This is a genomic window from Burkholderia cepacia GG4 (assembly GCF_000292915.1).
GTDB lineage: Bacteria > Pseudomonadota > Gammaproteobacteria > Burkholderiales > Burkholderiaceae > Burkholderia > Burkholderia cepacia_D.
This window is the reverse complement of the sequence record NC_018514.1, coordinates 427,359-453,205: the sequence shown is the minus strand read 5'-3', so window position 1 is coordinate 453,205 and position 25,847 is coordinate 427,359. Positions and strand designations below refer to the sequence as shown.

At 68.2% G+C, this 25,847-nt stretch carries 28 protein-coding genes and 1 pseudogene; 18 read left to right on the top strand and 11 right to left on the bottom strand.

Annotated elements, in window-relative coordinates:
• The first annotated feature begins 155 nt into the window (after positions 1 to 155).
• The 5 genes from GEM_RS17815 (at position 156) to GEM_RS17795 (ending at position 4,152) form a co-directional block, all read left to right on the top strand.
• The gene (locus GEM_RS17815; RefSeq protein WP_014898760.1) at positions 156 to 956 is read left to right on the top strand and encodes a transporter substrate-binding domain-containing protein; all 801 of its coding nucleotides are present in this window, start codon (positions 156 to 158) and stop codon (positions 954 to 956) included.
• 84 nt (positions 957 to 1,040) lie between these two features.
• On the top strand, positions 1,041 to 1,700 hold the full coding sequence (locus GEM_RS17810) for an amino acid ABC transporter permease (RefSeq protein WP_014898759.1): 660 nt from the start codon (positions 1,041 to 1,043) through the stop codon (positions 1,698 to 1,700).
• A gap of 44 nt (positions 1,701 to 1,744) precedes the next feature.
• Entirely contained in the window at positions 1,745 to 2,470 is a 726-nt protein-coding gene (locus GEM_RS17805) for an amino acid ABC transporter ATP-binding protein (RefSeq protein WP_014898758.1), read from the top strand.
• Positions 2,471 to 2,533: 63 nt separating this feature from the next.
• Complete coding sequence (gene metC / locus GEM_RS17800) at positions 2,534 to 3,721, top strand: cystathionine beta-lyase (RefSeq protein WP_014898757.1); 1,188 nt, start codon at positions 2,534 to 2,536, stop codon at positions 3,719 to 3,721.
• An 86-nt stretch (positions 3,722 to 3,807) separates the two neighbouring features.
• Positions 3,808 to 4,152 carry a DUF3088 domain-containing protein gene (locus tag GEM_RS17795; RefSeq protein WP_014898756.1) on the top strand — a complete coding sequence of 115 codons (345 nt, stop codon included), beginning with the start codon at positions 3,808 to 3,810 and terminating at the stop codon, positions 4,150 to 4,152.
• Between the two features lie 226 nt (positions 4,153 to 4,378).
• On the opposite strand, the gene GEM_RS17790 is transcribed toward GEM_RS17795, so the two are convergent.
• Entirely contained in the window at positions 4,379 to 5,062 is a 684-nt protein-coding gene (locus GEM_RS17790) for a helix-turn-helix transcriptional regulator (RefSeq protein WP_014898755.1), read from the bottom strand.
• A gap of 284 nt (positions 5,063 to 5,346) precedes the next feature.
• Between GEM_RS17790 and GEM_RS17785 the strand changes: the two genes are divergently transcribed.
• Positions 5,347 to 6,033 carry a DUF2589 domain-containing protein gene (locus tag GEM_RS17785; RefSeq protein ID WP_014898754.1) on the top strand — a complete coding sequence of 229 codons (687 nt, stop codon included), beginning with the start codon at positions 5,347 to 5,349 and terminating at the stop codon, positions 6,031 to 6,033.
• 183 nt (positions 6,034 to 6,216) lie between these two features.
• Here GEM_RS17785 and GEM_RS17780 read toward each other — a convergent pair.
• Positions 6,217 to 6,474, bottom strand: a pseudogene (locus GEM_RS17780) (hypothetical protein); the annotation flags it as partial.
• A 205-nt stretch (positions 6,475 to 6,679) separates the two neighbouring features.
• Between GEM_RS17780 and GEM_RS17775 the strand changes: the two are divergent.
• The 7 genes from GEM_RS17775 (at position 6,680) to GEM_RS17745 (ending at position 11,631) form a co-directional block, all read left to right on the top strand.
• On the top strand, positions 6,680 to 7,303 hold the full coding sequence (locus GEM_RS17775; RefSeq protein ID WP_272148431.1) for a DUF2589 domain-containing protein: 624 nt from the start codon (positions 6,680 to 6,682) through the stop codon (positions 7,301 to 7,303).
• Positions 7,287 to 7,733: a lysozyme gene (locus GEM_RS17770; protein ID WP_014898751.1), complete on the top strand. Its 447-nt coding sequence runs from the start codon at positions 7,287 to 7,289 to the stop codon at positions 7,731 to 7,733. Before GEM_RS17775 ends, GEM_RS17770 begins: the two co-directional genes overlap by 17 nt.
• A 153-nt stretch (positions 7,734 to 7,886) precedes the next feature.
• Positions 7,887 to 8,999 carry a poly(3-hydroxybutyrate) depolymerase gene (locus tag GEM_RS17765; protein ID WP_014898750.1) on the top strand — a complete coding sequence of 371 codons (1,113 nt, stop codon included), beginning with the start codon at positions 7,887 to 7,889 and terminating at the stop codon, positions 8,997 to 8,999.
• 55 nt (positions 9,000 to 9,054) lie between these two features.
• Positions 9,055 to 9,597 carry a hypothetical protein gene (locus GEM_RS17760; RefSeq protein ID WP_014898749.1) on the top strand — a complete coding sequence of 181 codons (543 nt, stop codon included), beginning with the start codon at positions 9,055 to 9,057 and terminating at the stop codon, positions 9,595 to 9,597.
• Positions 9,594 to 10,214: a hypothetical protein gene (locus tag GEM_RS17755; protein ID WP_014898748.1), complete on the top strand. Its 621-nt coding sequence runs from the start codon at positions 9,594 to 9,596 to the stop codon at positions 10,212 to 10,214. Before GEM_RS17760 ends, GEM_RS17755 begins: the two co-directional genes overlap by 4 nt.
• Before the next feature lie 111 nt (positions 10,215 to 10,325).
• Entirely contained in the window at positions 10,326 to 10,943 is a 618-nt protein-coding gene (locus GEM_RS17750) for a hypothetical protein (RefSeq protein ID WP_014898747.1), read from the top strand.
• 70 nt (positions 10,944 to 11,013) lie between these two features.
• Positions 11,014 to 11,631: a hypothetical protein gene (locus GEM_RS17745; RefSeq protein ID WP_014898746.1), complete on the top strand. Its 618-nt coding sequence runs from the start codon at positions 11,014 to 11,016 to the stop codon at positions 11,629 to 11,631.
• A gap of 73 nt (positions 11,632 to 11,704) precedes the next feature.
• Here the strand turns inward: GEM_RS17745 and GEM_RS17740 are convergent, their stop codons facing one another.
• Positions 11,705 to 12,592, bottom strand: coding sequence for a DMT family transporter (locus tag GEM_RS17740; RefSeq protein ID WP_014898745.1), 888 nt, complete (start codon positions 12,590 to 12,592; stop codon positions 11,705 to 11,707).
• Between the two features lie 127 nt (positions 12,593 to 12,719).
• Between GEM_RS17740 and GEM_RS17735 the strand changes: the two genes are divergently transcribed.
• Positions 12,720 to 14,177 carry a PLP-dependent aminotransferase family protein gene (locus GEM_RS17735; protein ID WP_014898744.1) on the top strand — a complete coding sequence of 486 codons (1,458 nt, stop codon included), beginning with the start codon at positions 12,720 to 12,722 and terminating at the stop codon, positions 14,175 to 14,177.
• Between the two features lie 43 nt (positions 14,178 to 14,220).
• Here the strand turns inward: GEM_RS17735 and GEM_RS17730 are convergent, their stop codons facing one another.
• Positions 14,221 to 15,654: a nicotinate phosphoribosyltransferase gene (locus GEM_RS17730; RefSeq protein ID WP_014898743.1), complete on the bottom strand. Its 1,434-nt coding sequence runs from the start codon at positions 15,652 to 15,654 to the stop codon at positions 14,221 to 14,223.
• A gap of 74 nt (positions 15,655 to 15,728) precedes the next feature.
• Complete coding sequence (locus tag GEM_RS17725) at positions 15,729 to 16,769, bottom strand: bifunctional nicotinamide-nucleotide adenylyltransferase/Nudix hydroxylase (protein WP_014898742.1); 1,041 nt, start codon at positions 16,767 to 16,769, stop codon at positions 15,729 to 15,731.
• 185 nt (positions 16,770 to 16,954) lie between these two features.
• Here GEM_RS17725 and GEM_RS17720 point away from each other — a divergent pair, with 185 nt between their 5' ends.
• The gene (locus tag GEM_RS17720) at positions 16,955 to 17,407 is read left to right on the top strand and encodes a type II toxin-antitoxin system RatA family toxin (protein WP_014898741.1); all 453 of its coding nucleotides are present in this window, start codon (positions 16,955 to 16,957) and stop codon (positions 17,405 to 17,407) included.
• A gap of 18 nt (positions 17,408 to 17,425) precedes the next feature.
• Here the strand turns inward: GEM_RS17720 and GEM_RS17715 are convergent, their stop codons facing one another.
• The 6 genes from GEM_RS17715 to GEM_RS17695 all read right to left on the bottom strand — a co-directional run bounded on the left by GEM_RS17715 (position 17,426) and on the right by GEM_RS17695 (position 21,625).
• Positions 17,426 to 18,022 (bottom strand): DJ-1/PfpI family protein, encoded by a 597-nt coding sequence (locus tag GEM_RS17715; RefSeq protein WP_014898740.1) that lies wholly within the window; start codon positions 18,020 to 18,022, stop codon positions 17,426 to 17,428.
• Between the two features lie 105 nt (positions 18,023 to 18,127).
• Positions 18,128 to 18,505 carry an adenosylmethionine decarboxylase gene (gene speD / locus GEM_RS17710; protein WP_014898739.1) on the bottom strand — a complete coding sequence of 126 codons (378 nt, stop codon included), beginning with the start codon at positions 18,503 to 18,505 and terminating at the stop codon, positions 18,128 to 18,130.
• Entirely contained in the window at positions 18,502 to 18,648 is a 147-nt protein-coding gene (locus tag GEM_RS31880; RefSeq protein WP_014898738.1) for a hypothetical protein, read from the bottom strand. The genes speD and GEM_RS31880 overlap by 4 nt, the downstream gene beginning before the upstream one ends.
• Positions 18,648 to 20,168 (bottom strand): DUF4178 domain-containing protein, encoded by a 1,521-nt coding sequence (locus GEM_RS17705; protein ID WP_014898737.1) that lies wholly within the window; start codon positions 20,166 to 20,168, stop codon positions 18,648 to 18,650. Before GEM_RS17705 ends, GEM_RS31880 begins: the two co-directional genes overlap by 1 nt.
• 9 nt (positions 20,169 to 20,177) lie before the next feature.
• On the bottom strand, positions 20,178 to 21,212 hold the full coding sequence (locus GEM_RS17700; RefSeq protein ID WP_014898736.1) for an SPFH domain-containing protein: 1,035 nt from the start codon (positions 21,210 to 21,212) through the stop codon (positions 20,178 to 20,180).
• A gap of 26 nt (positions 21,213 to 21,238) precedes the next feature.
• Entirely contained in the window at positions 21,239 to 21,625 is a 387-nt protein-coding gene (locus GEM_RS17695) for a DUF350 domain-containing protein (RefSeq protein WP_014898735.1), read from the bottom strand.
• Positions 21,626 to 21,791: 166 nt separating this feature from the next.
• On the opposite strand from GEM_RS17695, the gene GEM_RS17690 reads away from it, so the two are divergent.
• The 3 genes from GEM_RS17690 to GEM_RS17680 all read left to right on the top strand — a co-directional run bounded on the left by GEM_RS17690 (position 21,792) and on the right by GEM_RS17680 (position 25,835).
• Complete coding sequence (locus tag GEM_RS17690) at positions 21,792 to 23,306, top strand: polyamine aminopropyltransferase (protein WP_014898734.1); 1,515 nt, start codon at positions 21,792 to 21,794, stop codon at positions 23,304 to 23,306.
• Positions 23,306 to 24,925: an FAD-dependent oxidoreductase gene (locus tag GEM_RS17685; RefSeq protein ID WP_014898733.1), complete on the top strand. Its 1,620-nt coding sequence runs from the start codon at positions 23,306 to 23,308 to the stop codon at positions 24,923 to 24,925. Before GEM_RS17690 ends, GEM_RS17685 begins: the two co-directional genes overlap by 1 nt.
• A gap of 148 nt (positions 24,926 to 25,073) precedes the next feature.
• Positions 25,074 to 25,835, top strand: coding sequence for an N-acetylmuramoyl-L-alanine amidase family protein (locus GEM_RS17680; RefSeq protein ID WP_014898732.1), 762 nt, complete (start codon positions 25,074 to 25,076; stop codon positions 25,833 to 25,835).
• Positions 25,836 to 25,847 lie beyond the last annotated feature (12 nt).

Below are 25,847 nucleotides of genomic sequence, written 5' to 3'. Positions count from 1 at the left end.
TGCGGCACACGGCTCGCGCCGTCTCTCGCCGCTCCTGTTCCCACGCCGCATTCGATTGCGGCCCGCTTCCCGCCCACGGTGACGCCGCCCGTCGCCGCGGACGCGCGCACCCTGAATTTTCGACAACGACGTTTCGACAACACCCGGAGACAACCATGAAGCACTTCACCCCGACGCTCAAGCAAGGCCTCGCCGCCGCCCTCCTCTGCGTGGCGGCCACCGCATCGCACGCGGCGGACCTGCTCGACACCGTCAAGCAGGCCGGCGTGCTGAAGATCGCGCTCGAAGGCACCTACCCGCCGTTCGACTATCGCAATGCCGACGGGCAGCTCGAAGGGTTCGACGTCGATGTCGCGAAGGCGGTCGCCGCGCGACTCGGCGTGAAGCCGCAGTTCGTCACGACCGAATGGAGCGGGATTCTCGCGGGGCTGCAGGCCGGCAAGTTCGACGTGATCGTCAACCAGGTCGCCATCACGCCGTCGCGCCAGCAGGCGCTCGACTTCAGCACGCCGTATGTGTATTCGTCCGCGCAGCTGCTGCAACGCCAGAACGACACGCGTGCGTTCAAGTCGCTCGACGAGCTGAAGGGCAAGAAGGTCGGCGTGACGATGGGCAGCAACTACGTCGATCTCGTGAAGACGGTGCCCGCAGTCGACCTCCAGGTCTATCCGGGCACGCCGGAGAACCTGCGCGACCTCGCGGCGGGCCGTATCGACGCGGCGGTCAACGACCGCCTGATGCTGAGCTACCTGATCAAGAACTCGCACCTGCCGCTGCGCCCGGGTTCCGTGCTCGCCGGCGGCGAGGACCGGATGGGCATTCCGTTCCGCAAGGGCAATCCGAAATTCGCGAAGGCGATCGACGACGCGGTCGCGTCGCTGCAGCAGGACGGCACGCTGAAGAAGATCTCGATGCAGTGGTTCGGTGCGGATACGACGAAGCCCATCACGCAATAACGCGGCCGCCACGCGCCCGCGCGCACGAACGCGCGGGCCGGCCGCCACATCGGCGGCACACGACACACAATCAGGAGACACGCGATGGAAGCACTCGATCTGGTCATTCAAACCCTGCCCGTGATGGTGAAGGGCGCGCTGCTCACGCTGAAGTTCGCGGTGGCATCGATGGCGCTCGGCCTCGTCGTCGGACTCGTCGTCGCGATCATGCGGATCGGCAACAACCGGCTCGCATCCGGACTCGCGCAGGGCTACGTCAGCCTGATGCGCGGCACGCCGCTGCTCGTGCAGATGTTCGTCGTCTACTACGGGCTGCCCGATCTCGGCATCACGCTCGACCCGACGACGGCCGGCATCTTCACGCTGACGCTCAACGCGGGCGCCTATCTGTCGGAAAGCATGCGCGGCGCGATCCTCGGCATCGGCCGCGGGCAATGGGCGGCCGCGCACAGCCTCGGCCTCACGCACGTGCAGACGCTGCGCTACATCGTCTGCCCGCAGGCGCTGCGCCTCGCGGTGCCGAGCCTCGGCAACACGCTGATCAGCCTGATCAAGGACACGTCGCTCGTGTCCGTCATCACCGTCACCGAGCTGCTGCGTTCGACACAGGAAGTGATCGCCGCGACGTTCCAGCCGCTGCCGCTCTACCTCGCGGCCGCCGCGATCTACTGGGTACTGAGCACGCTGCTCACGCGCCTGCAGGGCCGCGTCGAAACGCGCCTCTCGCTGCCGTCCACGCATTGAACATGCGCATGTCATCCAACCCGAACCTCATCCACGGACAACCCATGATTACGCTCGACAACGTCTCGAAGTGGTATGGCAAGCATCAGGTCCTCTCCGAATGCAGCGCGGCGGTATCGAAAGGCGAAGTGGTCGTCGTGTGCGGGCCGTCGGGCTCCGGCAAGTCGACGCTGATCAAGACGATCAACGGCCTCGAGCCGTTCCAGAAGGGCAGCATCGTCGTCGACGGCATGCGGCTCGGCGATCCGGCCGCGAAACTCGCGCAACTGCGCGCGCGGGTCGGCATGGTGTTCCAGCATTTCGAGCTGTTTCCGCACCTGTCGATCACCGACAACCTGACGCTCGCGCAGGTCAAGGTGCTCGGCCGCCGCAAGGACGAGGCGATCGACAACGCGATGAAGCTGCTCGACCGCGTCGGCCTGAAAGCGCACGCGCACAAGTATCCGGGGCAATTGTCCGGCGGGCAGCAGCAACGCGTCGCGATTGCGCGCGCGTTGTCGATGAACCCGGTTGCGATGCTGTTCGACGAGCCGACCTCCGCGCTCGACCCCGAGATGATCAACGAAGTGCTCGACGTGATGGTCGAACTCGCGCGTGACGGGATGACGATGGTGTGCGTCACGCACGAGATGGGCTTTGCCAGGAAGGTCGCGCATCGCGTGATCTTCATGGACCAGGGCGCGGTGGTCGAGGATGCGGCGAGCGCTGCGTTCTTCGCCGCGCCGCGCTCCGAGCGCGCGCGCGACTTCCTCGACAAGATCCTGCACTGAGCGCACGACGGCCGCCCTGCCGCGCTTGACCGATCGATTGACTCACCCTCAAAGGACGACATCTTGAACCACCTGCATTCGCCCGACACGCTGCTCGCTCACGAAGGCCGCTCGCACGGCCAGCCCGGCTCGCCGGTCAACCCGCCCGTGTATCGCCAGTCGACGCTGCTGTTTCACGGCACCGACGCGCTCGATGCCGTGCGCGGCACGCCGCTCGCGTACGGGCGTCACGGTAGCCCGACGACGCGCGCGCTCGAGAAGGCGCTCGCGCGTCTCGAAGGCGCGCACGCCGCACTGCTCACGCCGAGCGGGCTCAGCGCGATCACGACGTCGCTGCTGGCGGTGCTGAATCCCGGCGACCATCTGCTGATGGCCGATTCGGTGTACGACCCGACCCGCTCGTTCTGCGACGAGACGCTCGCCCGCCTCGGCATCGAGACGACGTACTACGATCCGTCGCTCGGCGCCGGCATCGCGTCGCTGATGCGGCCGAACACGCGCGCGGTCTTCACCGAATCGCCGGGCTCGCTGACCTTCGAGGTGCAGGACATTCCCGCGATCTGCCGCGTCGCGCACCGGCACGATGCGGTCGTGCTGCTCGACAACACCTGGGGCACGCCGCTGAATTTCCGCTCGTTCTCGCATGGCGTCGACGTGTCGATTCACGCGGCGACGAAATACATCGCCGGACACTCCGACGTGCTGATGGGCGCGATCCTGACGACCGAGGCGCTCGCGCCGAAAGTCACGCGCTGCTACCGGCAGCTCGGCATGACCGTCAGCGGCGACGACGCGTATCTCGCACTGCGCGGCCTGCGCACGCTGTCGGTGCGCCTCGAGCGGCACCAGCGCAACGCGCAGGTGCTGACCGAATGGCTCGCGCAGCAGCCGGAAGTCGCGCAAATCCTGTATCCGGCGCGGCCGGGCGACGCCGGCCACGCGCTGTGGCAGCGCGACTTCACGGGCGCCTGCGGGCTGTTCGGCCTGGTGCTGCATCCGCAGCCCGACGACGCGGTGCGCGCGCTGCTCGACGGGATGACATGCTTCGGCATGGGCTACAGCTGGGGCGGGTTCGAAAGCCTGATCATCCCGTCGAATCCGTCACGCAACCGTACCGCGACGCAGTGGAGCGCGGCCGGCCCGCTGCTGCGCATCCACGCGGGGCTCGAGCATCCCGACGACATGATCGCCGACCTCGACGCCGGTTTCGCGAGAATGCGCGCCGCCGCTGCCGCACTCGCGGAAGCCTGAAATCGGGCCACGCGGCGCACGCCGCCCGTGCCACCCCGCACGACGATTTTCCTCAACGTTCGACCACTACTGATAGCGAGATCATCATGAAAGACACGCTGTTCATCCTCCGCCCGGGTTTTTTCAAGGACTCCGAAGGTCCGTTCTACTGCGGCGACTCGGTTGCCGTCGAAGGGCTGCTGAGCTTCTACCCGCAGTTGCGCGACGCTGTCGCGGTCGAGTACATCGACGCGCCGCGGCCGCGCCAGCCGATCGTCGCGCTGATCGGCGAGGACAATCAGTCGGCGCCGGTCCTCGTGCTCGGCGACGGCCAGGCGCCCAAAGATAGTGCGGTCGGGATTCGCGAACACAACGGCCGCCGCTTCATCGATTCGCCGGCCGAGATCCGGCGGTATCTGTCCTCGCAATACGGCGTCGCGCACGTCGCGTAAGCGCGCCGGCGCCGGATGACGAGCGGCGCCACCGAACCGGGCGCGCGGCATGCGCGTGCCCGTTCGCCGCTTCCGGCACGCGCAGCGGCCGCGCGCACGACGCACTCGGCCACGCGGACTCGCCGCTACCGATGATCGGCCCGGGCACCCCGCCCCTGGCCGTCCCGACTTCAACGCAACGCGGCACCGGATGCTGGCACACCCCGGGGCCCCGCCGCGACATGCGTCAGCCCGGCGAGCTGCAGGCCGGCGCGAACGCGAATGCCGCCGGCTCGGACGGCACGTGGCGCGCGAGCCACAGTGCGGCCTCGGTCCGGTTGCTCACGCCGATCTGGCGGAACAGCGCATACAGGTGGTTCTTGATCGTACCTTCCGCGACATTCAGCACGCGGCAGATCTGCTTGTTCGACTTGCCTTCGGCCAGCAGGCGCAGCACGTCGCGCTGGCGCGGCGTGAGGCGCTCGAACGCGCGATCGTCGCCGGCCGGCACGCCGCCCGGGCGTGCCTGCGTCGCGCCGCCGTCGTTCGGCGGCACGTAGATCGCACCGGCCGCAACCCGGCCGAGCGCATCCGCGAACTCGTCGGCGCTCGCGTGCCGGTCGATGATGCCGGCCGCCCCCGCCAGCAGCGCATCGGCAATCGTGCGACGGCACACGGCGGCCACCAGGCACAGCCACGGTGCACCGGCGAACGTCTCGTGCAGCACGTTCGGCCAGCTCGGCCGCGCGGCATGCTCGTCGCATTCGATCGTGATGGCCTCGACCGTCTCGGGCAGCAACGCGTCGCGCAAGCGCAAGACGTCCTCGGGACAGCGCGCCGACCATACATGCCAGTTGACATCGCGTTTACACAGTACGTCCGCCACGCCCGCGACGAACAACGGCGGGCTATCGATCATCAGAACGTTCATTTGCGCGGTTTCCTCGAAATCGGGATGCTCGGTTTAGGTTTTTTTGCTTCCCTACCCGGCGTTTTTTTTACCGCTGTTTCATGCACCGCGCACTAGGCCCGTCGCTCCGTGACGAATGGCCTAATTCGTCCACACCGGGCCCCGCCACGCGTGCCGATACCCGTCGCGGGCCGGCCCGGGCCGCCGGACGTGACGGACGTCATATTTGGTAAACGTCTTCAATTTCCTAACGTGAATAAAGACAGCGAATTTCCGTTGTCTTCAACACGAAGAGGAGTTTATTCATGGACGCGAATTTCATTGGCTCGGTAATTAACGCTTTACCCATGGACCAAATGATCGCCGGGCCGTTAAAAGCGATGATCAGCGCGCAAACACAGGCCGCAAAGAGCTACGCGGATTTCCTGATGCAGGTCTGCATCCAGGGCGGCAAGGCCGTGGCCGTCCAGTTCGACTACGACGAGACGCTGGTGGACGAAAGCGGCGTGTCGAAGGGCGTCGTGCAGAAGACGATGCGCATCCCGCTGCTCGCGGCGATCGTCCACCCGATCATCGCGATCGAGGAAGGCACGATCGACTTCGAGATGGAGATCACGCAGTCCGAAAAGTCGTCGTCGTCGACCGAGGCCGGCGGCGAATTCCAGGCGAAATTCGGCTGGGGGCCGATCAGCGTCAGTGTGTCCGGGCGCGTGTCGCACAAGTCGGAGCAGACGCGCAGCACCGACACGCGCGCGAAATACTCGATCCATACGCAGGTAAAGCGCCAGTCGCCGCCCGAGGCGCTGATGCGCGTGATCGACTTCTTGACCGAAGCCGCAACCAAGCCGGTGGTCACCGAAGGCAACGCGAAAGACGTGAAGCCGCTGCCGGCCACGCCGACCGACGGCAAGCTGGTCGGCGACGCGTCCGGGTCCGGCGGCAACGCGGCCGCGCCGGCCGGTACGGGCGCGCAGCAGCCTGCGCACGCATAAGCGCGCGGGCCGGCCATGTTCAGGCTCTTCAGACGGTCGCGCCGCGCGGGCGGCGGGCACGACGATGCCGATACGCGCCCGGGTGGCGGCAACGCCCGGCCGGAACCGGACGCGCCGGCCGCGCCGCCGGCCGCTGCCGCGGCGGGGCATCCCGGTGCCGGTTGCGGACGCGTAGACGCGTCACAGCTCAGGAACGGCCAACACACCATGCACCGACGATACGTCCGCGATCCGTGCAGTCACGCGTGATGCACGCGTATCGAAGGCAATCACTTTCCTGTCGCCGAGGTGCGCGATAAAGAGCTGGTTGCGGATCGGATCCAGACTTGCATAGTCGAGTCGTGTCGGGTGGCCCGGCAACGCGATGTCCGTGACGTGCGTCAGCGGCAGGGTGCCGATCGAGGTGTCTTCGCCCGAGGCGAAAATCCGCTGAATCAACAGGCCCGATGTGCCGAGTCCGCCACCTAGCGCGATGAGCAGGAGCAGGTTGTAGCGCCAGCTCCGAGCTTCTTCATGATTTCCTCCCGCGACGGTTGCCGCCGCATGACGCGGGGGCGGCGGCATCGCTTTGCATGGCTCCCCGCGTATTCGTCGTTCGACCGTCGCCGCGATTACCCGCAATTACCGGGCCCGGTCGTCGTCTGGTTTGACGTGCCGAAAGGCCGCCAGCAGCGCAAGGTCATACGCGATCTTCAGCACGCCGCATGCGGCCAGCGGCGCACCGGCCGACGACGAGCGCCCGCCGCCGCGCGGCATCGCGCTCGACGAGATCGCGCGCGGGATGCAGCACGCGGCGGCGGCCGCGAACCAGTTGCTCGCGCACCAGTACACGGCCGTGCTCGACCAGTTCTTCGAGCTGCGCGACGACGGCCTGCTCGCGCCGCGCGAGGTCACGGTCGCGCTCGATGCGGAGCACACGATGCCGGTGCCGCTCGTCGCGCTCGCCACGCCGCGCGGGCTCGCGCTCGACCGGATGATCGTGCACCTGACGGTGCGCGGCGACTTCACCGAGGCGCTGCCGGCCGGCGGCGTCGCCGGCGACGACGACCAGCGCGGCCGCTTCTACGTGACGTTCGCGCCGCGCTCCGGGAAGAAGGATCCGCAGGGCAACACGCGGCAGCGCGATACCGAGCACATCGACATCGAAATGCAGTTCGCGGCGCTGCCGCCGCCCGAAGCGATCATGCGCGTGATCGACGAATATACGCATCGCCTGGTGCCGCGCGTACGGCCGGGCAGCAAGGAGAACGACGATGGCGAACCAGCCTGAACGCACCGGTGCGCCGGGCATCGCGCTGATCAAGCAGTTCGAGGGGCTGCGGCTCTCGCGCTATCTCGACGCAGTCGGCAAGCCGACGATCGGCTACGGGCACCTGATCCTGCCGAACGAGCGCTTCACGCGACCGCTCACGCCGGCCGAGGCGGAGGCGCTGCTGCGACGCGACCTGCGCAGCGCCGAGCTGAACCTGCTCAAGCTGCTGCACGTGCCGGTCACGCAGCAGCAATTCGATGCGCTGATGTCGTTCGTCTTCAATCTCGGCGCAGGACGGTTGCGCTCGTCGACGCTGCTACGCTACCTGAACGCCGGCGCGAGCGCGCGTGCGGCCGACCAGTTCCTCGTCTGGAACAAGGCCGGCGGCAAGCCGCTCGCGGGGCTCACCAAGCGGCGCCAGGCCGAGCGTGCGCTGTTTCTGTCATGAGCGCCGTGACGCCGCACCTGCCGAACGTCACGGGTCGCCGGACGTGCCGTTCGCGCCATTTCCCGCGTCGTCGGCTGCCCGTAAGCTGAAACCGTTGCTGTGGTCCCGCCGCACCCGAACCTCTCCAACCTTTCGTCACGACAGGAGTCCAGCATGAACGTTACTCGCTCGCCCGGCCGCACGACGCCGCCCCGCTCCGCCGTTGCGCGCAAGCTGCGCCGCGCGCTGGGTGCCGCTTGCGTCACCGTTGCCGCCGCGGTGACGGTCGCGCCGCACGCCGCGGCGGCCGCCGATCCGTTGCCCGCCTACGGGGCCGACCTGCAGCGCACGTCGGTGTCGGGGCTGTCGTCGGGCGGCTTCATGGCCGTGCAGTTCGACGTCGCGTTCTCGAGCCGGTTGATCGGCGCGGGCATCGTCGCGGGCGGTCCATTCAATTGCGCGGGCGTGAATGCGCTGATCCCGCCGGCCGTGGCCGCGACCACGCTGTGCATGCAGCCGATCGGCCCCGCGCCGTCGGCGGCCGACTCGTGGCGCGACGCGCGCAGGTTCGCGCTGCGCGGCGAGATCGACGATCCGGCCGGCCTGCGTGGCCAGCGCATCTACGTGTTCAGCGGCGCCAAGGACACGGTTGTCTCCACGCGCGTCGTCGACCAGACCGCGCGCTTCTACACGCTCGCGCAGGTTCCGGCCGCGAACCTCCAGTACCGCGAATCGCCGGACGCCGGACACGCGTTCATCACCAACCGCCCCGAAGACAACGCGTGCAGCGCGAACGCGAGCCCGTATATCGACAACTGCGGTTTCCAGCAGGCGCACGACATCGTTCGCTGGATCTACGGCACGCCCGGGAAGCCGCTCAATCCGCCGGCCGCGCAGGCGGGTGGCAAGCTGCTGACGTTCGACCAGCGCGCGTTCGATCCGCAACGCAGTGCGTCGCTCGGGGCGACGGGTTACGCATACGTGCCGACCGATTGCGAACGCGTGACCTGTGCGGTGCACGTCGTGTTCCACGGCTGCGTGCAGAACGTCGAGGCGGTCGGCGAGAAGATGATTCGCGGGGTCGGCTACAACGAGATCGCGGATACGAACCGGCTGATCGTGCTCTATCCGCAGGTCGGGAAATCGGCCGTCAATCCGCTCGGCTGCTGGGATTTCTGGGGCTATACGAGCGCCGATCCGCTCCACCCCGGCTTCTACCGCCGCGACGCGCCGCAGATGGCCGCCGTGATGCGGATGGTGCAGCGCCTCGGCGCCGCGCGCAAGTAATCCGCCTGTCGGCCGCCGCCACGTCGTCATCGTCCCTTCATCTCGAGGAATCGCCATGTTCTCCACGTACATTGCCCAATGGGAACGCGCGCACGCCGACGCGCTCCAGCTGTTCGGCAAGGTCGCCGCGCAGACGACCGGCACCGGCGACACGACCGGCGGCCCAGCGTGGCGCGCGTTCGCGCACACCGCGCTGCTCGCCGGCCACCGCTACACCGATGCATGCCAGGCCGCGACCGACGTGCTGTGGCGCGGCCAGCTCGACCGGCTCGCGCTCGGCAGCTCGGCCGCCGCGGTCAAGGCGCTCGCGGCGCTGAACGCGGATCTCGCGACGCGCTTCGCGCAGAGCCACCTGCAGCATGCGGGCGCGATGGCCGATGCGGCCGCGCAATATCTCGACGATCTCGGCCGCACGCGCGGCCCGGCCGACGCCGCGATGGCGCTCGGCCGCTTCGCCGGCGACCTGCAAGCCCAGGCCCGCGCGCACGCGCTGCACGTCGCGTCGCTCGCGAACGGCGTTGCGCCCGCGCTCGCGCAGTGGGCCGACCGCACGCTGCGCGACGAACGCGCCGTGCCCGACCAGGAGCAATCGACATGAGCATCAAACTCCGCTTCGTGAACCGCTCGAACGACTGCGGCAACAGCGAGGTCGTGCTGTTCCAGCGCGACGTGATCCCCGATCTCGACGCATTCGCGATCGCGTGGAAAGTGATCCGTTATTGCGGACGCGACTGCGCTCATCCGTTCGACTACTCGACCGACATCGACGTCGCGCTCGGCGACGAGCACGGCAATTTCTCGCCGCGCGTCGCGGCGCCCGCCGGCATGCGCTTCGTGGTGGACGCGCATCCGACCGGACGCGGCCGGCTGGTGCCCGACCCGGCCGACGCGCCGGGCGGCGACATCGAGGTCGTGAACCGGCTGCGGCGCGGCGCGGTGAACGTCAACGCATTCAGCGCGGGCCGGCTGATCGCGGCGAAGGAAGCGGTCGCGCCCGGGCAAAAGGCCGTATTCCGCTTCGCGCCGATGCTGTGGATCGGGGTCGCGTCGCAGGTGCAGGAAAGCCGCGCGCTGCACGCGGCGGTGATGTCGAGCGCGAACACGCTGCTGCCGCTGGCGGGCGTCGCCGCGGCGGACATCGTGATGACGGGAGGCGGCACCGGCACCGACGCGCAGCCGTTCGCGTTCGCGCTCGAACACATCGTGCGCGCGTAGCGCCGCCTGAAACGGTTTGACTCGGCTTGACGGCACGGCTTCGCGGCCGGTCCGGCGGGAAAGGTGTGCGGCAGACCGACTGCCGTTTTTTCAAACTCAAGGAGCAACGACGTGGATATCCAACTGAACCTGATCAACCGCTCGAACGACGCGAACAACTCGAGCGTCGTGATCTTCCAGAAGAACGTGGCGACCGACTTCGACGAACTCGCGATCGCGTGGAAGGTGATCCGCAATTGCGGCCAGGGCGACAACCATCCGTTCAAGTTCCCGATGACGATGAGCGTCAGCGCGAGCGACAGCTGGGGCAACTACATGCCGCAACAGACCGCGGGGAACGGCCAGGTGTTCCAGGTCGTGCGCTCCAGCTCCGGCGACGTGCTGCAGCTCGGCGGCGACCCGGGCGCGAGCTCCGAGGTGCAGGTGCGCAACGATCTGCCGGCCGGCGCGATCAACGCGACGATCTACAAGGACGGCAGCGCGCTCGCGCGCAAGACCTCCGTCGCGCCGGGCCAGAAAGCCGTGTTCCAGTTCAAGCCGACGATCTGGATCGGCGTCGCATCGCAGATCGAACAGGGCGCGCTGATGAATTCCGCGGTGATCTCCGACATCAACACGGAACTGTCGCTGCTCGGCATCGCGAGCGCCGACATCGTGATGACCGGCGGCGGCCCGGGCCCGCGCTCGATGCCGTTCACGTTCCGGCTCGAGAACGTCGTGATGGCGTAACGGTCCGCGCGCCGGCAATGCACGGCCGGCGCCCGTTCAATCAGTTATCCGAATTGAATCAAGGTGACTCATGGACATCAATCTCAACTTCGTCAACCTGTCGAACGACGTCAACAACAGCCAGGTCGTGCTCTTCCAGAAGAACGTGTCGACGGATTTCGACGAGCTCGCGATCGCGTGGAAGGTCATCACCCATTGCGGGCGCGGCGACAACCATCCGTTCGTGTTCCCGATGTTGACGACCGTCTCCGCGAGCGACGCCGACGGCAACTACATGCCGCAAAAGCGCGCGGACAACGGACAGGTCTTCAACGTGTCGCGCTCGACGTCGGGCAACGTGCTCGCGCTGGCCGGCCCGGCACCGACCTCGCGCGAGATCCAGCTGCGCAACGACCTGAGCCAGGGTGCGATCACCGCGTCGGTCTTCAAGGACAGCCGGCTGCTCGCGCACAAGACCGGCATCGTGCCGGGCCAGAAAGCCGTGTTCGAGTTCAAGCCGACGCTGTGGATCGGCACCGCGTCGCAGATCGAACAGGGCGCGGTGATGAACTCGGCCGTGCTGTCCGACATCAACACCGAACTGTCGCTGCTGGGCATCAAGAGCGCCGACATCGTGATGACGGGCGGCGGCGGCGGCACCACCGCGACGGCCTACCAGTTCCGGCTCGCGAACGTGGTGATGGGGTAAAACGGCGCACGCGCGACGGCGAACGGCCTGCCCCGTCACGTCGTCGCGCGCCAGTGCGGCTGCGCCCGGCGCGTCAGCCCGCGCGCTGCACCGGCGCCATCTTCGAGAAGTACTTCGCCCCCGCCACGCAGCCGACCACCACCACCGTCACGACGAGCATCGACGGCGGCACCGTCTCGTGCAGCAACCCGGCCGCAAGCAGGAAGCCGAAGAACGGCTGCAGCAGCTGCAGCTGGCCGACGCCCGCGATACCGCCGAGCGCGAGGCCGCGATACCAGAACACGAAGCCGATCAGCATGCTGAATAGCGACACATACGCGAGCCCCCACAGCGCGGCCGCGTCGACGCCGTCGAACGTCGCGGGCCACGTGAACCACGTGAGCGGCAGCATCACCGGCAGCGACAGCACGAGCGCCCACGAGATCACCTGCCAGCCGCCGAGCTGGCGCGACAGGCGCGCGCCTTCCGCATAGCCGAGCCCGCACGCGACGATCGCGGCCAGCATCAGCGCATCGCCCACCACCGACGCCTGGCCGCCGTTGCGCAGCGCAAACGCGGCTACCGCGCCGCTGCCGATCAGCGAGAAGACCCAGAACGGCAGCCGCGGCCGTTCGCCGCCGCGCCAGACGCCGAACAGCGCGGTCGCGAGCGGCAGCAGCCCGACGAACACGATCGCATGCGCGGACGTCACATGCTTGAGCGCGAGCGCGGTCAGCAACGGAAAACCGACCACGACCCCGAGCGCGACGACGACGAGCGACGCGGTCTCGGCACGCGTGGGCCGCTTCTGCTTCAGCGCGACCAGCAGAATCAGGCCGAGCAGGCCGGCGATCGTCGCGCGCGCGAACGTGAGGAACAGCGGGTCGAGCCCCTGCACCGCGACGCGTGTCGCGGGCAGCGAGCCGCTGAAAATGATCACGCCCAGCAGGCCGCTGAGCCATCCGTCGGTCGTCTTTTGCACGGGAAATCCTGGTCGGAACAAGGTGGATGACCAATGATCCGCCGCCCGCGAAAAGCGCGTAAGCTACACCCCAATACAATTCTGACAAACTGTACTGGACAACCGGCCGTACAGTTTCCTTCTAGCCATGAGCCGCTCCGTGCCAAACCCCGCCCCGCCGCCACCGTCGCGCACGCGTGTGGATACCGTGATGGACACCTTGCGCGCGCGGATCGCGAGCCGCGCGCTAATGCCCGGTGCGCGGGTGCCGTCGATCCGGATGATGGCCGACGCGCTCAGCGTGTCGAAATCGACCGTCGTCGACGCGTACGAGCGGCTGGCGAGCGAAGGCGTGCTCGTCGCGCGGCGCGGCTCCGGCTTCTACGTGTCGGGCCACGCACCGCCGCTCGCACTCGCGGAGCTCGGCCCGCAGCTCGATCGCGCACTCGATCCGCTGTGGCTGTCGCGCCAGGCGCTCGAAGCGGCGCCGAACTCCGCGAAACCCGGCTGCGGCTGGCTGCCGTCGTCATGGCTGCCGGACGAGAGCCTGCGCCGCGCGCTGCGCGCCGTGTCGCGCGACGAGCCCGACGCGCTGACCGACTACGCGACGCCGCTCGGGCTGCCCGCGCTGCGCCAGCAGCTCGCGTGGCGGCTCGCGCAGCACGGCATCCATGCGGAGCCCGCGCAGATCATGCTGACCGACGGCGGCACACACGCGCTCGATCTCGTGTGCCGGCTGCTGCTGGAGCCGGGCGACACCGTCGTGCTCGACGATCCGTGCTACTTCAACTTCCAGGCGCTGCTGCGCGCGCATCGCGCGCGGATCGTCAGCGTGCCGTACACGCCGAACGGCCCCGATCTCGCACGCTTCGAGCAGGTGCTCGCCGAGCACCGGCCGCGCCTCTACATCACGAACGCGGCGCTGCACAACCCGACCGGCGCGACGCTCGCGCCGCCCGTCGCGCACCGGCTGCTGACGCTGGCGGCCGAGCATGGGCTGCTGATCGTCGAGGACGACATCTTCGCGGATTTCGAGAGCACGCCCGCGCCGCGCCTCGCGGCGTTCGACGGACTGTCGCGCGTCGTGTCGATCGGCAGCTTCTCGAAGACGCTGTCGGCCGCGATCCGCTGCGGCTATGTCGCCGCGCGCCCCGAATGGATCGACGCGCTCGTCGACCTGAAGCTCGCGACCTCGTTCGGCAATGCGCAGATCGGCGCGAACGTCGTGCACCGGCTGCTCGTCGACGGCACGTACCGGCGCCATCTCGACAGCCTGCGCGCGCACCTCGCGGATGCGATGGGCGAGACGATCCGGCGGCTCGCGCGGGCCGGGCTCGGGATCTGGACGGAACCGCGCGGCGGCCTGTTCGTATGGGCGGAGCTGCCCGACGGGCTCGATGCCGCGCGCGTCGCGCGCCATGCGCTCGACCATGATGTGGTGCTCGCGCCGGGCGATGTGTTCAGTGTGTCGCGCAGCGCGACGTCGTTCATGCGCTTCAACGTGTCGCGCTGCAAGGGGCCGGCGGTGTTCGATGCGCTCGGGCGGGCGATGGACGCGGTGCGGGCGGCGGAACGCAGCGGCCGCACACTGGCCGACCAACGATGAAAACCGAAGGCAGCGGGGCGCATGGCCACCCCGCCGCCCGCCCTCACGCTTCCGCCGCGTGCGCCCTCGCCCGCACCTCGGCGAACGTCGCATCGACCTGCATGCGCCCCGTGTCGAACACCGTCTCGAGCGCATCGTCCCACTCGCCTTCCAGCGCACGGTCGTTCCATGCAACGGGCAGCGTCACCGTCCGGTACTCACCGGTGCGCCGATTGCGCAGCAACGTGAGCCGCCCCTGCTTCGAACGCTTGCCCTGATCGGTGACCGGATCCTTGCGGACGTCGTGCCACACGCCGTCGCGCCGGATCGCCGAACACTTCATCGCAAAGCGCTGCGTATCCCGGTTCACCTGCTGCAGCAGCGCGCCGCCCATCCCGAACACGACGTTGCCGGCCGCGTAGCCCGCGTCGTCGAGCGCGCCGAGGATCGCCTCGATCGACTGCTCGTCGACACCGTCGCCCTGGATCACTCGCACGCGGTTCAGCACGCGTCGCCCCTTGCCGTTCACGGTCGAACCGAACGACGCGTCGAGCGCGCGCACGGTCTGCAGCACGATCGTCACGGGGTCGCCCGAATCGGGGCGCACGACGAGCGTCGCGCCCGAATCGATCACCGCCTGACGCAGCGGGCCGCCCCACATCTCGAGCGCGGCGAACAGATCATAGGAGTCCGACACGACCGACACGATCGCGCCGGGCAGCCCGAAGCGGCTGATCATGTTCCGGTATGCATCGACCTCGTGTTCACGTCCCCACGACGTGATCGTGCTGTGCTCGGCCGCCGGCACCGAATACGCGGCCATCGGCTCGCGATAGAAGCGATTCGCGGCCAGCACGCCGAGCACGGTATCCGAACCCATGAAGCTGACGAGGTGCGCCGCGCCGCCGATCGCGGCCGACTCCGCGCTCGACACGCCGCGCGCACCGAAGTCGTGAAGCTTGAACGGCAACTGCGCGAGATCGTCGTCGGTCTTCTCGAGGAAGCGGCGGATCGTCTGCCGCAGGTGCCAGCTGCGCGTCGCGACCGTCACCGGGTACCACACGCGCAGCAGCATCGTCTCGAGATACGACGCGAGCCAGAACACCTTCGGATCGTCGCACTCGACGGTCATCAGCACGTTGTGCACCGGCACGACCGAACCCTCGGGCACCGCGCGGATCCTCACCGGCAGGTAACCATCGTAGTGCTCGACGACGTAGCGCCACCCGTCCTCGTTGAACGGCTCGCCGTGCACCGCGAAGAAGTCGCGCGCGTCGTCGATCATCGCGTGCGTGACCGGCCGGCACAGGTATTCCTTCAGCAGCATCTGCAGGCCGAAGAACAGCGTGCGGTCGTAGCGGCCGCCGCGAGATTCGACGTACGAGAACATCGCCTGCGCGTCGGGCGGATATTGCAGGAAGTGGGAAGCCTTGTACGAATCCGTGTTGAGGATCGGATTGGCGAGAACCGCGGCAAAGCCGCCGGGATCGTTTTGCATGGCTAGAGCTCCTCTAGGCCGTTGAAGTGCCGCCGCGTCTGTCGCAGCGGACCGGTATCCGGGGCATCAGCGGATCACAGCTTCCCCAGGAAGTGATACGCGATCTCGAAGTGATCCTCGAACATCACGTTGCGCATCTGCGCGAATTCGTTGAGCGGCACCCAGCGCGCCTTGTCGGCGTCGTCGCTGCCCTTCACGCGCGGCAGCTCGCCGGTCGGGAAATTGAACAGGCATGCATGCGTGATCGTGCGGCCGCGCAGCGAGCGGGTCGGATGATCGAACACCTGGCGATCCTTGATCGAGCCGCGCAGCACGGGCTCCGGCAGCTTCAGGCCGGTCTCCTCGCGCAGTTCGCGAATGCACGCCGCGTCGAGCCGCTCGTCCTGGTTCACGAACCCGCCAGGCAGCGCCCACAGGCCGCGGCCCGGTTCGCTGCGCCGGCGCACGAGCAGGATATGGCCCGAGTGCACGACCACCGCGTCGACCGTCACGAACGTGACCGGATACGGCGCAGCCGACCACGCCTTGCGATACGCGGCGATGAATTCGGCCTCGGCCTTCAGCTGCGCGAATTCGGGCTGCGTGCGAAAACGCTCGAGCCAGCCGAACACGGGTTCCGGCACGGCCCATTGCACGAAGCTGTTGGTGCGCTCGGCGAAATACTGGTCACGGATCTCGGTTGCGGAAATGTCTTCGGTCGCATCGACGTCGACGAGCTCCCATTGCGGGAACATCCGCAGGTAATACGAGGTGGCGTCCTTCTCGTGGCCGATCAGCCCGACCTTGCGCTGCGCGACGTCGCCGAGCGCGGCGGCTACCGCGTCCTGCACCCAGCGCACCCAGTCGCCGTCGTTGTACGTCGAATCCTGCACGGGCGCGATCGTCACGCGCTCGCGCTCGGACGCATCGAGCAGCGAAGCCAGCATTTGGCGGCGCTCGTCGAACGAAAACGGATCCTTGACGGTGCGGGGCTTGTCGGTCGACCCGATCAGCACGCACACGCGCTCGGCGCGGCTCAGTGCCGACTTCAGCACATTCAGGTGACCACGATGCGGAGGCTGGAAACGACCAATGAAAACGAGCGCGTCGAAGCGCCGGTTCTGTTGCGTACTCATGAGGCTCCCTCAAGAGATTGATACGCTCCGGGTCTTTCCCGAAGGCATGCAATCGATCGTAGGGGAATTCCCGGAGAAGGTCAATCGAGCGCGCGCTCGACTTGACGAAGTCTGAAGAATTACGTGGCTTTGGCGGGTTACACTCGATTTCATCCTAATCCGCAGCGTGGCGCTTGCTACCCATCATGAGGATCTCAGTCAGCCGGATCGTCGGCGTCGATCGCAGACGCCTCTTCACGTGGTCGCAGGACTACGCGCGGCGGCTCGTGTGGGACAGCTTCCTCGCCGACGCGTATCTGCTCGACGGGATGACGGCCGACGTCGGCGTCGACGCGTTCTGCCGCAGCCAGTCGGGCGCGACGATGGTGTCGCGCTACATCTCGTATCGGCCGCCGCAGGTCGCGGCCGTCGAAATGGTCGACGGGCCGAAGGTGCTCGAACGCTTCAGCGGCAGCTGGAATTTCACCGAGCGTACGCCGGGCACGACCGAAGTGAAGTTCACGTACCACTTCCGCGCGCAGCCGTCCTGGCTGCGCTGGCTGCTCGAGCCGCTGATCGGCGCGTTCTATCTCGTGCACACGCGCCGGCGTCTCGATTCGTTCAAGCGCTGGGCCGAAGCCGAAGCGCTGCCGCACTGACGCGCGACGCCGCGCGCGTCAGAGGAACGGCGAAATGTTCGCGATCGCGCGCGCGACGTAATCGTCCTTCTCGCCCACCGGTGCGACATAGTGAATCGCGCTGCGCGCGGCCTCGACGCCGGCCAGACGCGCGATGAACCACGCGGCCAGATACTGCGACGACAGGCACCCGCCGGCCGTCGCGACATTCCCGCTGGCCACGAACGGCTGGTCGAGCACGGCCACGCCGGCTTCCTGCACCCACGGCTTCGTGGTGAGGTCAGTACAGGCCGGGACATCGCCGAGCCAGCCGAGCTTCGCCAGCACGAGCGTTCCCGAACACTGCGCGCCGAGCAACTGCCGCGCGGGGTCGAACTGCAGTTGCGCCATCAACGCGGCATCGGCGACGACGTCGCGCGTCCGCACGCCGCTGCCCACCAGCACGGCGTCCGCGTCTCGGGCGTCCTGCAGCGACGCTTGCGCGTCGATCGTCACGCCGTTCATCGAGCGCACGCGGGCGGTCGGGCTCGCAATCGAAACCCGCCAGCCCGGCTGCTTGACCCGGTTGAGAATGCCGAGCGCGATCAGCGAATCGAGTTCGTTGAAACCGTCGAAGGTCAGGATGGCGATATGCATGGGGCCTCTGCGTGGGGACGTAGTACCGCCCGATCATAAACCGTTCGCGCCATCGATGCGTGCGCGTCAGCGCATGCGCGCCGCCGGCGTCGGCAGCCGGGCCGCTTACGCGATGCCGCGTGCCACCTGCTGCCGCAGCTGCACGTACGTGCCGAGCGCGGCGGCGATCGCATCGACCGCATCGGCCGCGCACGCGGCGCCGCACATGAACGCGTCGACGGCCGCGAAGCCGTGCTCGGGCCACGTATGAATCGTGATGTGCGACTCGGCGAGCAGCACGACACCCGTCACGCCGTGCTCGCCGCCGAAATGATGGAAATGCGCGCCGATCACGCGCGCGCCGGCCCGCTGCGCGGCGTCGGTGAGAATCGTCTCGAGCCGCGCGGCGTCGCGCAGCAGCGCCGCATCGATGCCGCCGAGATCGGCCAGCACGTGCGAGCCGAGCGTCGCGCGCGGCGCGGCGATCCCGTCGCGCGCCGTCATTTGTGCGACCCGTACGACGAGTAGCCGCTGCGCGCCGACGAACTGCCCCACCCGCTGCCGCCCGAGCCGCTGCCGCCGAGCGACGCGCAGCTGAACAGCGTGACGACGACCAATCCGTAAAGTCCGTAAAGGATGTAACGCATTACGAGTTGCCCCCGTCCGACGCGAACCCTTTCCACAGCCATTCAGGCAGCCACAGCACGAGCAGGCCGACCAGCACGTAGACGGAGCGGCCGGTGAACGAGAACAGCGAACCCATGTTGAAGATCACGAGCATCGCGCTGAACACGACGGGCAGCGGTGCGAAGCTGTGCGGGCGCTTGCCGCTGAACAGGCCCGTCGACGCTCCGCCTGAACTCGTTGCGGACGCAACGGCCGCCGTCGCGAGCGCCGGCGTCGCGAAACGTTCGGCCAGCGTGCTTGCCGACAACGGTCGCGCACGCGACCAGACGATTTCGGCGGCGCTGCGTTCACGCGTGAGCTTGTCCTTCTGCCAGCCATAGTCGACGATCGACGTGCGGTCGCCGACCTGCACGCGCCAGTTGAACGCACCGACCACGTACACGACCTCCGAGTCGTACGCTTCGCGCAACCGATACGTCTTGCCGCCGTCGACCACGTCGGACTCGCCGCTGATCGTCGGCCAGTGGTCGAGCACCTGCACGCGCTCCCAGCGCCCTTCGCTCTGCACGAGCCACAGGAAGCCGCGCTTCGGGTTCAGCAGCAGGTATTCGTCCCACGTTTCGTCGTCGTCCGGCACGCGGCAACGCATCATGCCGATCACCGTGTACTTCACGCCGTCGAAGGTGCCGGTCGCACCGAGTTCCAGCGCACCCTTCACCGCATCGAGCTTGCGCTGCGCGGCGAATACGGTCTGCTGTTCGGCCGTGCACTGCACGCCCGCGTGACAGCTGCCGCACACGACATAGTCGGCCACGTTCGGCGCATACGACAGCGGCGTGCCGCAGCTCGGGCACGCGAACGGCACCATCTGCGGGCCGCGCTTCTCGCGCGTGTCGGTGTCGGGGTCGCGCAGCCCCGTGAATGCGAGCGCGTCGAATTCCATCGCCTCGCCGCTGTAGACGGCCGGGCTCCCGCCGTTCGCCTCGGCGTCGGAATAATCGTAGGTCGCGAATGCGTTGCCGGTGCGCAGGTCGACGACGCGCGCCTCCCAGCCCGCATCGACACGGAACGGCAACTCGCCGTCGCCGCCCGTGCAGCGGGCGGTACGCACGTCGGACACGAGATACGCGCGGCCGCCGTGATCGATTCGCATGCCCGGTTCGAGCGTGCCGAACGCGGGCCACGCGCCGCCGGACGCATCGTCCGGCTCGCGCACCGTGACCGCGTACTGGCCCGATGCATCCGACAGCCAGCCGACTGCGCCGTCGTCAAACACGACGTACCACTCGCTCCACGCGCCGGCGTCGTAAGTCATCTGGATGCGCCCGAGCACCGTGAACGTGCGCTTGCCGTAGCGCCCGGCCGTGCCGATCTGGATCGGCGATGCGTCGTCGAGCACGGTGGCCAGCTCGCCGATGCGTTCGACGTCGGCGCCGCGCTTGAGCAGCGTGCTGCGGCAGAACGCGCAGACGGCCATCACCGCCGCCGCCGAGCGAAACTCGACCGGCGCGCCGCACTGGGGGCACGAAGTACTGAACATGCGCGACGCTTACCGGGTGAGCTTCGCGAGGATTTCCGCCTTCGCGCGCGAGTAGTCTTCTTCGGTCACGAGACCCTTGTCGAGCAGCGCCTTCAACTGTTCGAGGCGTTGCACGTAGTCTGTCGCCTCGGCCGGCTGCGCGGCGGCAACCGGCGCCGCAGCAGGCGCGGACGGTGCCGGTTGCGCGGCCCCCGCGATCTGGCCGGCCATCGCCTGCCCGATCGCCGCGCCGGCCGCGAGCCCCGCGCCAACGCCGGCGATGCCGCCCGGATTCTGCGCGGCCAGCGGGATCGCCTGCGCGGTCTGGTATTGCGTCGCGCGTGCGAGATCGCCAGCCATCCCCGCGCCGATCCGCAGGTCGAGCGCCTTCTGCAGCTCGGCCGGCAGCGACACGCTTTCGACCGCGAACGCATCGAGCGCGAGACCGTAGCGCGTGAACACCGGCGCCAGCGCGTCGGCGACGCGCTGCGACAGCAGTGACTGGTTCGCGGCCATGTCGACGAACGGCACGTCGGAAGAACCGAACGTCGTGCTCATCGCGGTGACGACCAGGTTGCGCAACTGCTGTTCGAGATCGTCGACCGTGTACTGCGCGCGCGTGCCGCTCACCTCGCGGTGGAACGCGGCCGCATCGACGATCCGGTACGAATAGATGCCGAATGCGCGCACCTGCACGAAGCCGAATTCGCGATCGCGGATCGTCACCGGCTGCGCGGTACCCCAGCGCCGGCCGAGCTGCAGCCGCGTGCTGAAGAAGTAGACGTCCGACTTGAAAGGCGACTGGAAGAATTTATCCCAGTTCTGCAGGTACGTGAGCACCGGCAGCGTGCGCGTCTCCAGCTTGTACAGCCCGGGCTGGAATACGTCGGCGACCTTGCCTTCGTTGACGAAGATCGCGACCTGCGTTTCGCGCACGGTCAGCTGGCCGCCGTACTGGATCTCCTGGTCTTCCATCGGATAGCGCCAGGCCAGCACGCCGTCGGTGTCTTCCGTCCATTGCAGGACGTCGATGAACTGCTTGCGGATAAACGAACCCAGACTCATGTCGGTCTCCTCGCGCGCGTGGCGCGTCAGGTCAGGCAGGCGGCATTGATGATGCCGACGACGAGCGACGCGGTGCCCATCAGGCCGCCCATCGCGACGTTGCGATCCTCGATCGCATGGTTCATGCCGGGAATCAGGCGGGTCAGCACGGCATAAGTGACGAGCTGCACGGCCATCGCGCCGACGGCCCACAGCACGACTTCACCGAGCGTCGAGTTGTGCGCGATGCTGGAGGCGAGGGTCAGGCAGAAACCGACCAGCGCGCCGCCGAACGACAGCGTCGCGGCCGCGTTGCCGTCGCGGATCAGCGCCAGTTCGTCGAACGGGGTGACCTTCAGGTACACTGCCGCGAACACAAAAAGCAGCACGAACGCCGACAGTAAATGAACCGCATAAAGATAGGCACTATTCATTCTTTTCCTCGGATCTTGTGCTCGGTTCGCCGACCCCTCTCCGGCCGGCTCATGGAGTGCCGCCCTGCCGATGGCCGCCCCGCGGATGGCCGCCCCACGGATGGCCGCCCCACGAAAATCCGCGCCAGTATATCCACATTGACGAACACTGCACAACGAACGCGCCATGCTGCATAAGCGCGCGCTCGTCCTGTCGATCCTCGTGCTCGCGTCGTGCGGGCTCGGCTACGAACTGATCAGCAGCGCGCTGTCGAGCTACCTGCTCGGCGATTCGATCCTGCAATTCTCGTCGGTGATCGGCTGCTACCTGTTCGCGATGGGGATCGGCTCGTGGCTCGCGAAGTTCGTCGAGGACGACGACGTGCTCGACCGCTTCGTCGACATCGAGCTGCTCGTCGGCCTGCTCGGCGGCGTGTCGGCCGCGCTGCTGTTCGTGGTGTTCGCATGGCTGGCCGCGCCGTTCCGCGCAGCGCTCTACGCGCTCGTGCTCGCGCTCGGCCTGTTGATCGGGATGGAGATCCCGCTGGTGATGCGCGCGTTCCAGCAGCGCCGCCAGGCGTTCCGCCATACCGTCAGCGAGGTGCTGACCTTCGACTATCTCGGCTCGCTCGCCGTGTCGCTGATCTTCCCGCTCGTGCTCGCGCCGCGTCTCGGCCTGTTGCGCACGAGCTTCCTGTTCGGCCTGCTGAACGCGTTCGTCGCGCTGTGGACCACGCACCTGTTCCGCGACGAGATCCGCAACGTGCGCGGCAAGCTGATGCGCGCGTCGCTCGTGATCGGGCTGCTCGTCGCCGGCTTCGCGCTGTCGGACCGCATCACGCACTGGGCCGAACACGGCGTGTACGGCGACGAGACGATCTATTCGGAAACGACGCCGTACCAGCGCATCGTGCTCACGCAGTGGCACGACGACATGCGGCTGTACCTGAACGGCAACCTGCAGTTCTCGTCGCGCGACGAGCACCGCTATCACGAGGCACTGATCCATCCGACGATCGACGCGCTGCCGTGGGCGAAGCGCGTGCTGGTGCTCGGCGGCGGCGACGGCCTCGCGGTGCGCGAACTGCTCAAGCACCGCAACCTCGAACAGATCACGCTCGTCGACCTCGATCCGGCGATGACGAAGCTGTTCTCGACGTCCGCGCCGCTCGTGAAGCTGAACCAGGGCGCACTGAGGGACCCGCGCGTGCGCGTGATCAACGACGACGCGGTGCGCTGGCTCGAATCGAATGCCGACGTGTACGACGCGATCGTCGTCGACTTCCCCGATCCGACCAACTTCGGGCTCGGCCGGCTCTATTCGGTGCCGGTGTTCCGCCTGCTCGCGCGCCACCTGTCGGAGAACGGCTATGCGGTGATCCAGTCGACGTCGCCGTATTTCGCGCCGCACGCGTACTGGACGATCATCGCGACGCTGCACGAAGCCGGGCTCAACACCTGGCCGTACCACTGCTACGTGCCGTCGTTCGGCGACTGGGGGTTCGTGATCGCCGGCAAGCGCCGCGACTTCACCGTGCCGACGCACTACTCGGTACCGACGCGCTGGCTCGACGCGCAGACGGCCGCCGAGATGTTCCACTTCCCGGCCGACATGCCGGCGCTGCCGATGTCGCCGAACGAACTCAACGACCAGCCGCTCGTGCGCCGCTTCGACGACGACTGGAAGCACGTGCTGCGCTGATGGACCGCCGCACGTTCCTCGTCGCGTCCGCGGCCGCGTCGCTCGCCGCGTGCGGCCGCACCGGCTGGCTCGAGACGACGCCGCGCGTCGGCTACCCCGGCATGCGCGAAGGCCATGCGCTGCGCGATCACGCGGCGCTGCCGCCGCCGTCCGGCACGATCGAGACCGACGTCGCGATCCTCGGCGCCGGCGCGGCCGGCCTGTCGTGCGCGTGGCAGCTCGCACGCGCCGGTCATACGCACTTCGTCGTGCTCACGGGCCCCGAATTCGGCGGCAATGCGGCCGGCGGCCGCTTCGGCGAGCTCGGTTATCCGAAGGGCGCGCACTACCTGCCACTGCCGTCGCTCGAATCCGCCCATCTGCGCGACATGCTCGCCGATCTCGGCGTGATCGAATCCGCGCCGTTCTCCACACGACCCGTGTATGACGAGCGCGCGCTCGTGCACGCGCCCGACGAACGCCTGTTCATCGCCGGCCAGTGGCAGGACGGCATCGTGCCGACGGCCGGCCTCGACGCCGACGCGCTCGCGCAGCAGACGCGCTTCTTCGCCTACACGGACGGCCTGCGCACCGCACGCGGCGCGGACGGCCGCAAGGTGTTCTGCATCCCGATCGCGGAATCGTCGCGCGACCCGCGCTGGCGCGCACTCGACCGCCGCTCGTTCAAACAGTGGCTGCTCGACGAGGGCTACACCGCACACGCGCTGCACTGGTACCTGAACTACTGCTGCCGCGACGACTACGGCGCGGGCTACGAGCACGTGTCCGCCTGGGCCGGGCTCCACTACTTTTCGTCGCGCGGCGGCCATGCGCGCGATGCGGACGACGGCGCGGTGCTGACCTGGCCCGACGGGCTGCACACGATGGTGACGAAGCTCGCCAATTCGATCGGCGCGCGCACCGGTTCGAACGCGTGGTCGCGGGACGGCTTCGCCGTTCGCGCGACCGAACGCGCGGGCGGCGTCGACGTGCTGTGCGCGCGCGTCGCCGACGACGGTACGCTGACGACGTTCACGCTGAAGGCGCGGCGCGTCGTCAGCGCGATGCCGCTGTTCGTCGCCGCACGCGTGTTTCCGCAGCTGCACGCCTATGGCTTCGATCCCGCGCGCGACCTGCCGCCGCGCGCGCCGTGGCTCGTGTCCAACTTCCTGCTCGACGGGATGCCGGACGAAGCGTCCGGCGTGCCGCTCGCGTGGGACAACGTCGTCTATGACGGCGCGGGGCTCGGCTATGTCGTGTCGACACACCAGTTGATCCGGATGTCGCCGCCGACGCGCTCGGTGTTCTCCGCGTATCAGGCGCTGAGCACGCGCACGCCGGACGACACGCGCCGCTGGCTCGCGCAGGCGGAGCCCGACGCATTGCGCGAGCAGGCGGCGGTCGACCTGCAGGCCGTGTACGGGCGCGAGCTGTGGAAGCATGCGAGCGCGCTCGAGATCACCGTGCGCGGCCACGCGATGGCGACGCCCGACGTCGGCTTCCTGAGCCGGCGGGGGCTGCTCGCACTGCGCGATGCCGACGGCCCCGTCGTGTTCGCGCATGCGGACCTGTCCGGGCTGTCGCTGTTCGAGGAAGCGTCGTACTGGGGCATGCTCGCGGCCCGGCGCGTGCTCGCCTGAGCGCCGGCTTCCGGCTCCGCGCGGCCGCGCTCATTCCGTCATTGCAGCGCCACCGCCAACCGCTATAATCGCGCGACATTCCGACTGCATTGAGCAGGCCGACGGTGCCGCGCGATCCGGCGCGCCCTTGCCCTCCTCGACAACAACAATGACAAATCGAACCGTTCGACGCCTTCGCCCGTTCGCGCGCGCCGCCGCACGCCTGCTCGTGTGCGCCCCGCTGCTCGGCACGCCGCTCGCACTGCATGCGGCAGGCTCCGCAAGCCCGGACACCCAGCCCGCGTCCGGCCGCTACATCGTCGTCGATACCGGCCATACGCCGGCCCATCCGGGTGCCACCGGCGCGAGCGGTCGCGTCGAATACCGGTACAACCTTGACCTGTCCACCGCCGTCGCAGAGACGCTCGCCGCGCATGGCGATCGCGTGCTGCGCACGTCGGCCGACGGCCGCGAGATCACGCTCGACCAGCGCTCGACGCAGGCGCCCGACGCGAACCTGTTCGTGTCGATCCATCACGATTCGATGCAGCAGCAGTTCATCGACGCGGGCCGGCAACGCGAATTCCGCGGTTTCGCGGTGTTCGTGTCCGAGCGCAATCCACACTACGCGGAAAGCCTGCGATGCGCGAAGGCGATCGCCGAACGGCTGGTCGCGGCCGGCGAGCGGCCATCGCTGTATCACGCGCAGCCGGTCAAGGGCGAGAATCGTCCGCTGATCGATCCGCAACTCGGCATCCACCGCTTCGACGATCTCGTCGTGCTGCGCACCGCGCCGATTCCGGCCGTGCTGGTCGAGGCCGGCGTGATCGTCAATCCCGACGAGGAAAAGCGTCTCGCGCAGCGCGAGACGATCCAGCGCCTGTCCGCCGCGATCGCGGGCGGGATCGACGCGTGTACGGCGGCCAGGTAAAGGCGACGCCGC

What these genes read in the sequence shown, in the direction of transcription:
- GEM_RS17815 (WP_014898760.1), top strand. Translation starts at nt 156, where the DNA reads ATGAAGCACTTCACCCCGACGCTCAAGCAAGGCCTCGCCGCCGCCCTC.
- GEM_RS17810 (WP_014898759.1), top strand. Translation starts at nt 1,041, where the DNA reads ATGGAAGCACTCGATCTGGTCATTCAAACCCTGCCCGTGATGGTGAAG.
- GEM_RS17805 (WP_014898758.1), top strand. Translation starts at nt 1,745, where the DNA reads ATGATTACGCTCGACAACGTCTCGAAGTGGTATGGCAAGCATCAGGTC.
- GEM_RS17795 (WP_014898756.1), top strand. Translation starts at nt 3,808, where the DNA reads ATGAAAGACACGCTGTTCATCCTCCGCCCGGGTTTTTTCAAGGACTCC.
- GEM_RS17790 (WP_014898755.1), bottom strand. Translation starts at nt 5,062, where the DNA reads ATGAACGTTCTGATGATCGATAGCCCGCCGTTGTTCGTCGCGGGCGTG.
- GEM_RS17785 (WP_014898754.1), top strand. Translation starts at nt 5,347, where the DNA reads ATGGACGCGAATTTCATTGGCTCGGTAATTAACGCTTTACCCATGGAC.
- GEM_RS17770 (WP_014898751.1), top strand. Translation starts at nt 7,287, where the DNA reads ATGGCGAACCAGCCTGAACGCACCGGTGCGCCGGGCATCGCGCTGATC.
- GEM_RS17765 (WP_014898750.1), top strand. Translation starts at nt 7,887, where the DNA reads ATGAACGTTACTCGCTCGCCCGGCCGCACGACGCCGCCCCGCTCCGCC.
- GEM_RS17760 (WP_014898749.1), top strand. Translation starts at nt 9,055, where the DNA reads ATGTTCTCCACGTACATTGCCCAATGGGAACGCGCGCACGCCGACGCG.
- GEM_RS17755 (WP_014898748.1), top strand. Translation starts at nt 9,594, where the DNA reads ATGAGCATCAAACTCCGCTTCGTGAACCGCTCGAACGACTGCGGCAAC.
- GEM_RS17745 (WP_014898746.1), top strand. Translation starts at nt 11,014, where the DNA reads ATGGACATCAATCTCAACTTCGTCAACCTGTCGAACGACGTCAACAAC.
- GEM_RS17735 (WP_014898744.1), top strand. Translation starts at nt 12,720, where the DNA reads ATGAGCCGCTCCGTGCCAAACCCCGCCCCGCCGCCACCGTCGCGCACG.
- GEM_RS17730 (WP_014898743.1), bottom strand. Translation starts at nt 15,654, where the DNA reads ATGCAAAACGATCCCGGCGGCTTTGCCGCGGTTCTCGCCAATCCGATC.
- GEM_RS17725 (WP_014898742.1), bottom strand. Translation starts at nt 16,769, where the DNA reads ATGAGTACGCAACAGAACCGGCGCTTCGACGCGCTCGTTTTCATTGGT.
- GEM_RS17720 (WP_014898741.1), top strand. Translation starts at nt 16,955, where the DNA reads ATGAGGATCTCAGTCAGCCGGATCGTCGGCGTCGATCGCAGACGCCTC.
- GEM_RS17715 (WP_014898740.1), bottom strand. Translation starts at nt 18,022, where the DNA reads ATGCATATCGCCATCCTGACCTTCGACGGTTTCAACGAACTCGATTCG.
- speD (WP_014898739.1), bottom strand. Translation starts at nt 18,505, where the DNA reads ATGACGGCGCGCGACGGGATCGCCGCGCCGCGCGCGACGCTCGGCTCG.
- GEM_RS31880 (WP_014898738.1), bottom strand. Translation starts at nt 18,648, where the DNA reads ATGCGTTACATCCTTTACGGACTTTACGGATTGGTCGTCGTCACGCTG.
- GEM_RS17705 (WP_014898737.1), bottom strand. Translation starts at nt 20,168, where the DNA reads ATGTTCAGTACTTCGTGCCCCCAGTGCGGCGCGCCGGTCGAGTTTCGC.
- GEM_RS17700 (WP_014898736.1), bottom strand. Translation starts at nt 21,212, where the DNA reads ATGAGTCTGGGTTCGTTTATCCGCAAGCAGTTCATCGACGTCCTGCAA.
- GEM_RS17695 (WP_014898735.1), bottom strand. Translation starts at nt 21,625, where the DNA reads ATGAATAGTGCCTATCTTTATGCGGTTCATTTACTGTCGGCGTTCGTG.
- GEM_RS17690 (WP_014898734.1), top strand. Translation starts at nt 21,792, where the DNA reads ATGCTGCATAAGCGCGCGCTCGTCCTGTCGATCCTCGTGCTCGCGTCG.
- GEM_RS17685 (WP_014898733.1), top strand. Translation starts at nt 23,306, where the DNA reads ATGGACCGCCGCACGTTCCTCGTCGCGTCCGCGGCCGCGTCGCTCGCC.
- GEM_RS17680 (WP_014898732.1), top strand. Translation starts at nt 25,074, where the DNA reads ATGACAAATCGAACCGTTCGACGCCTTCGCCCGTTCGCGCGCGCCGCC.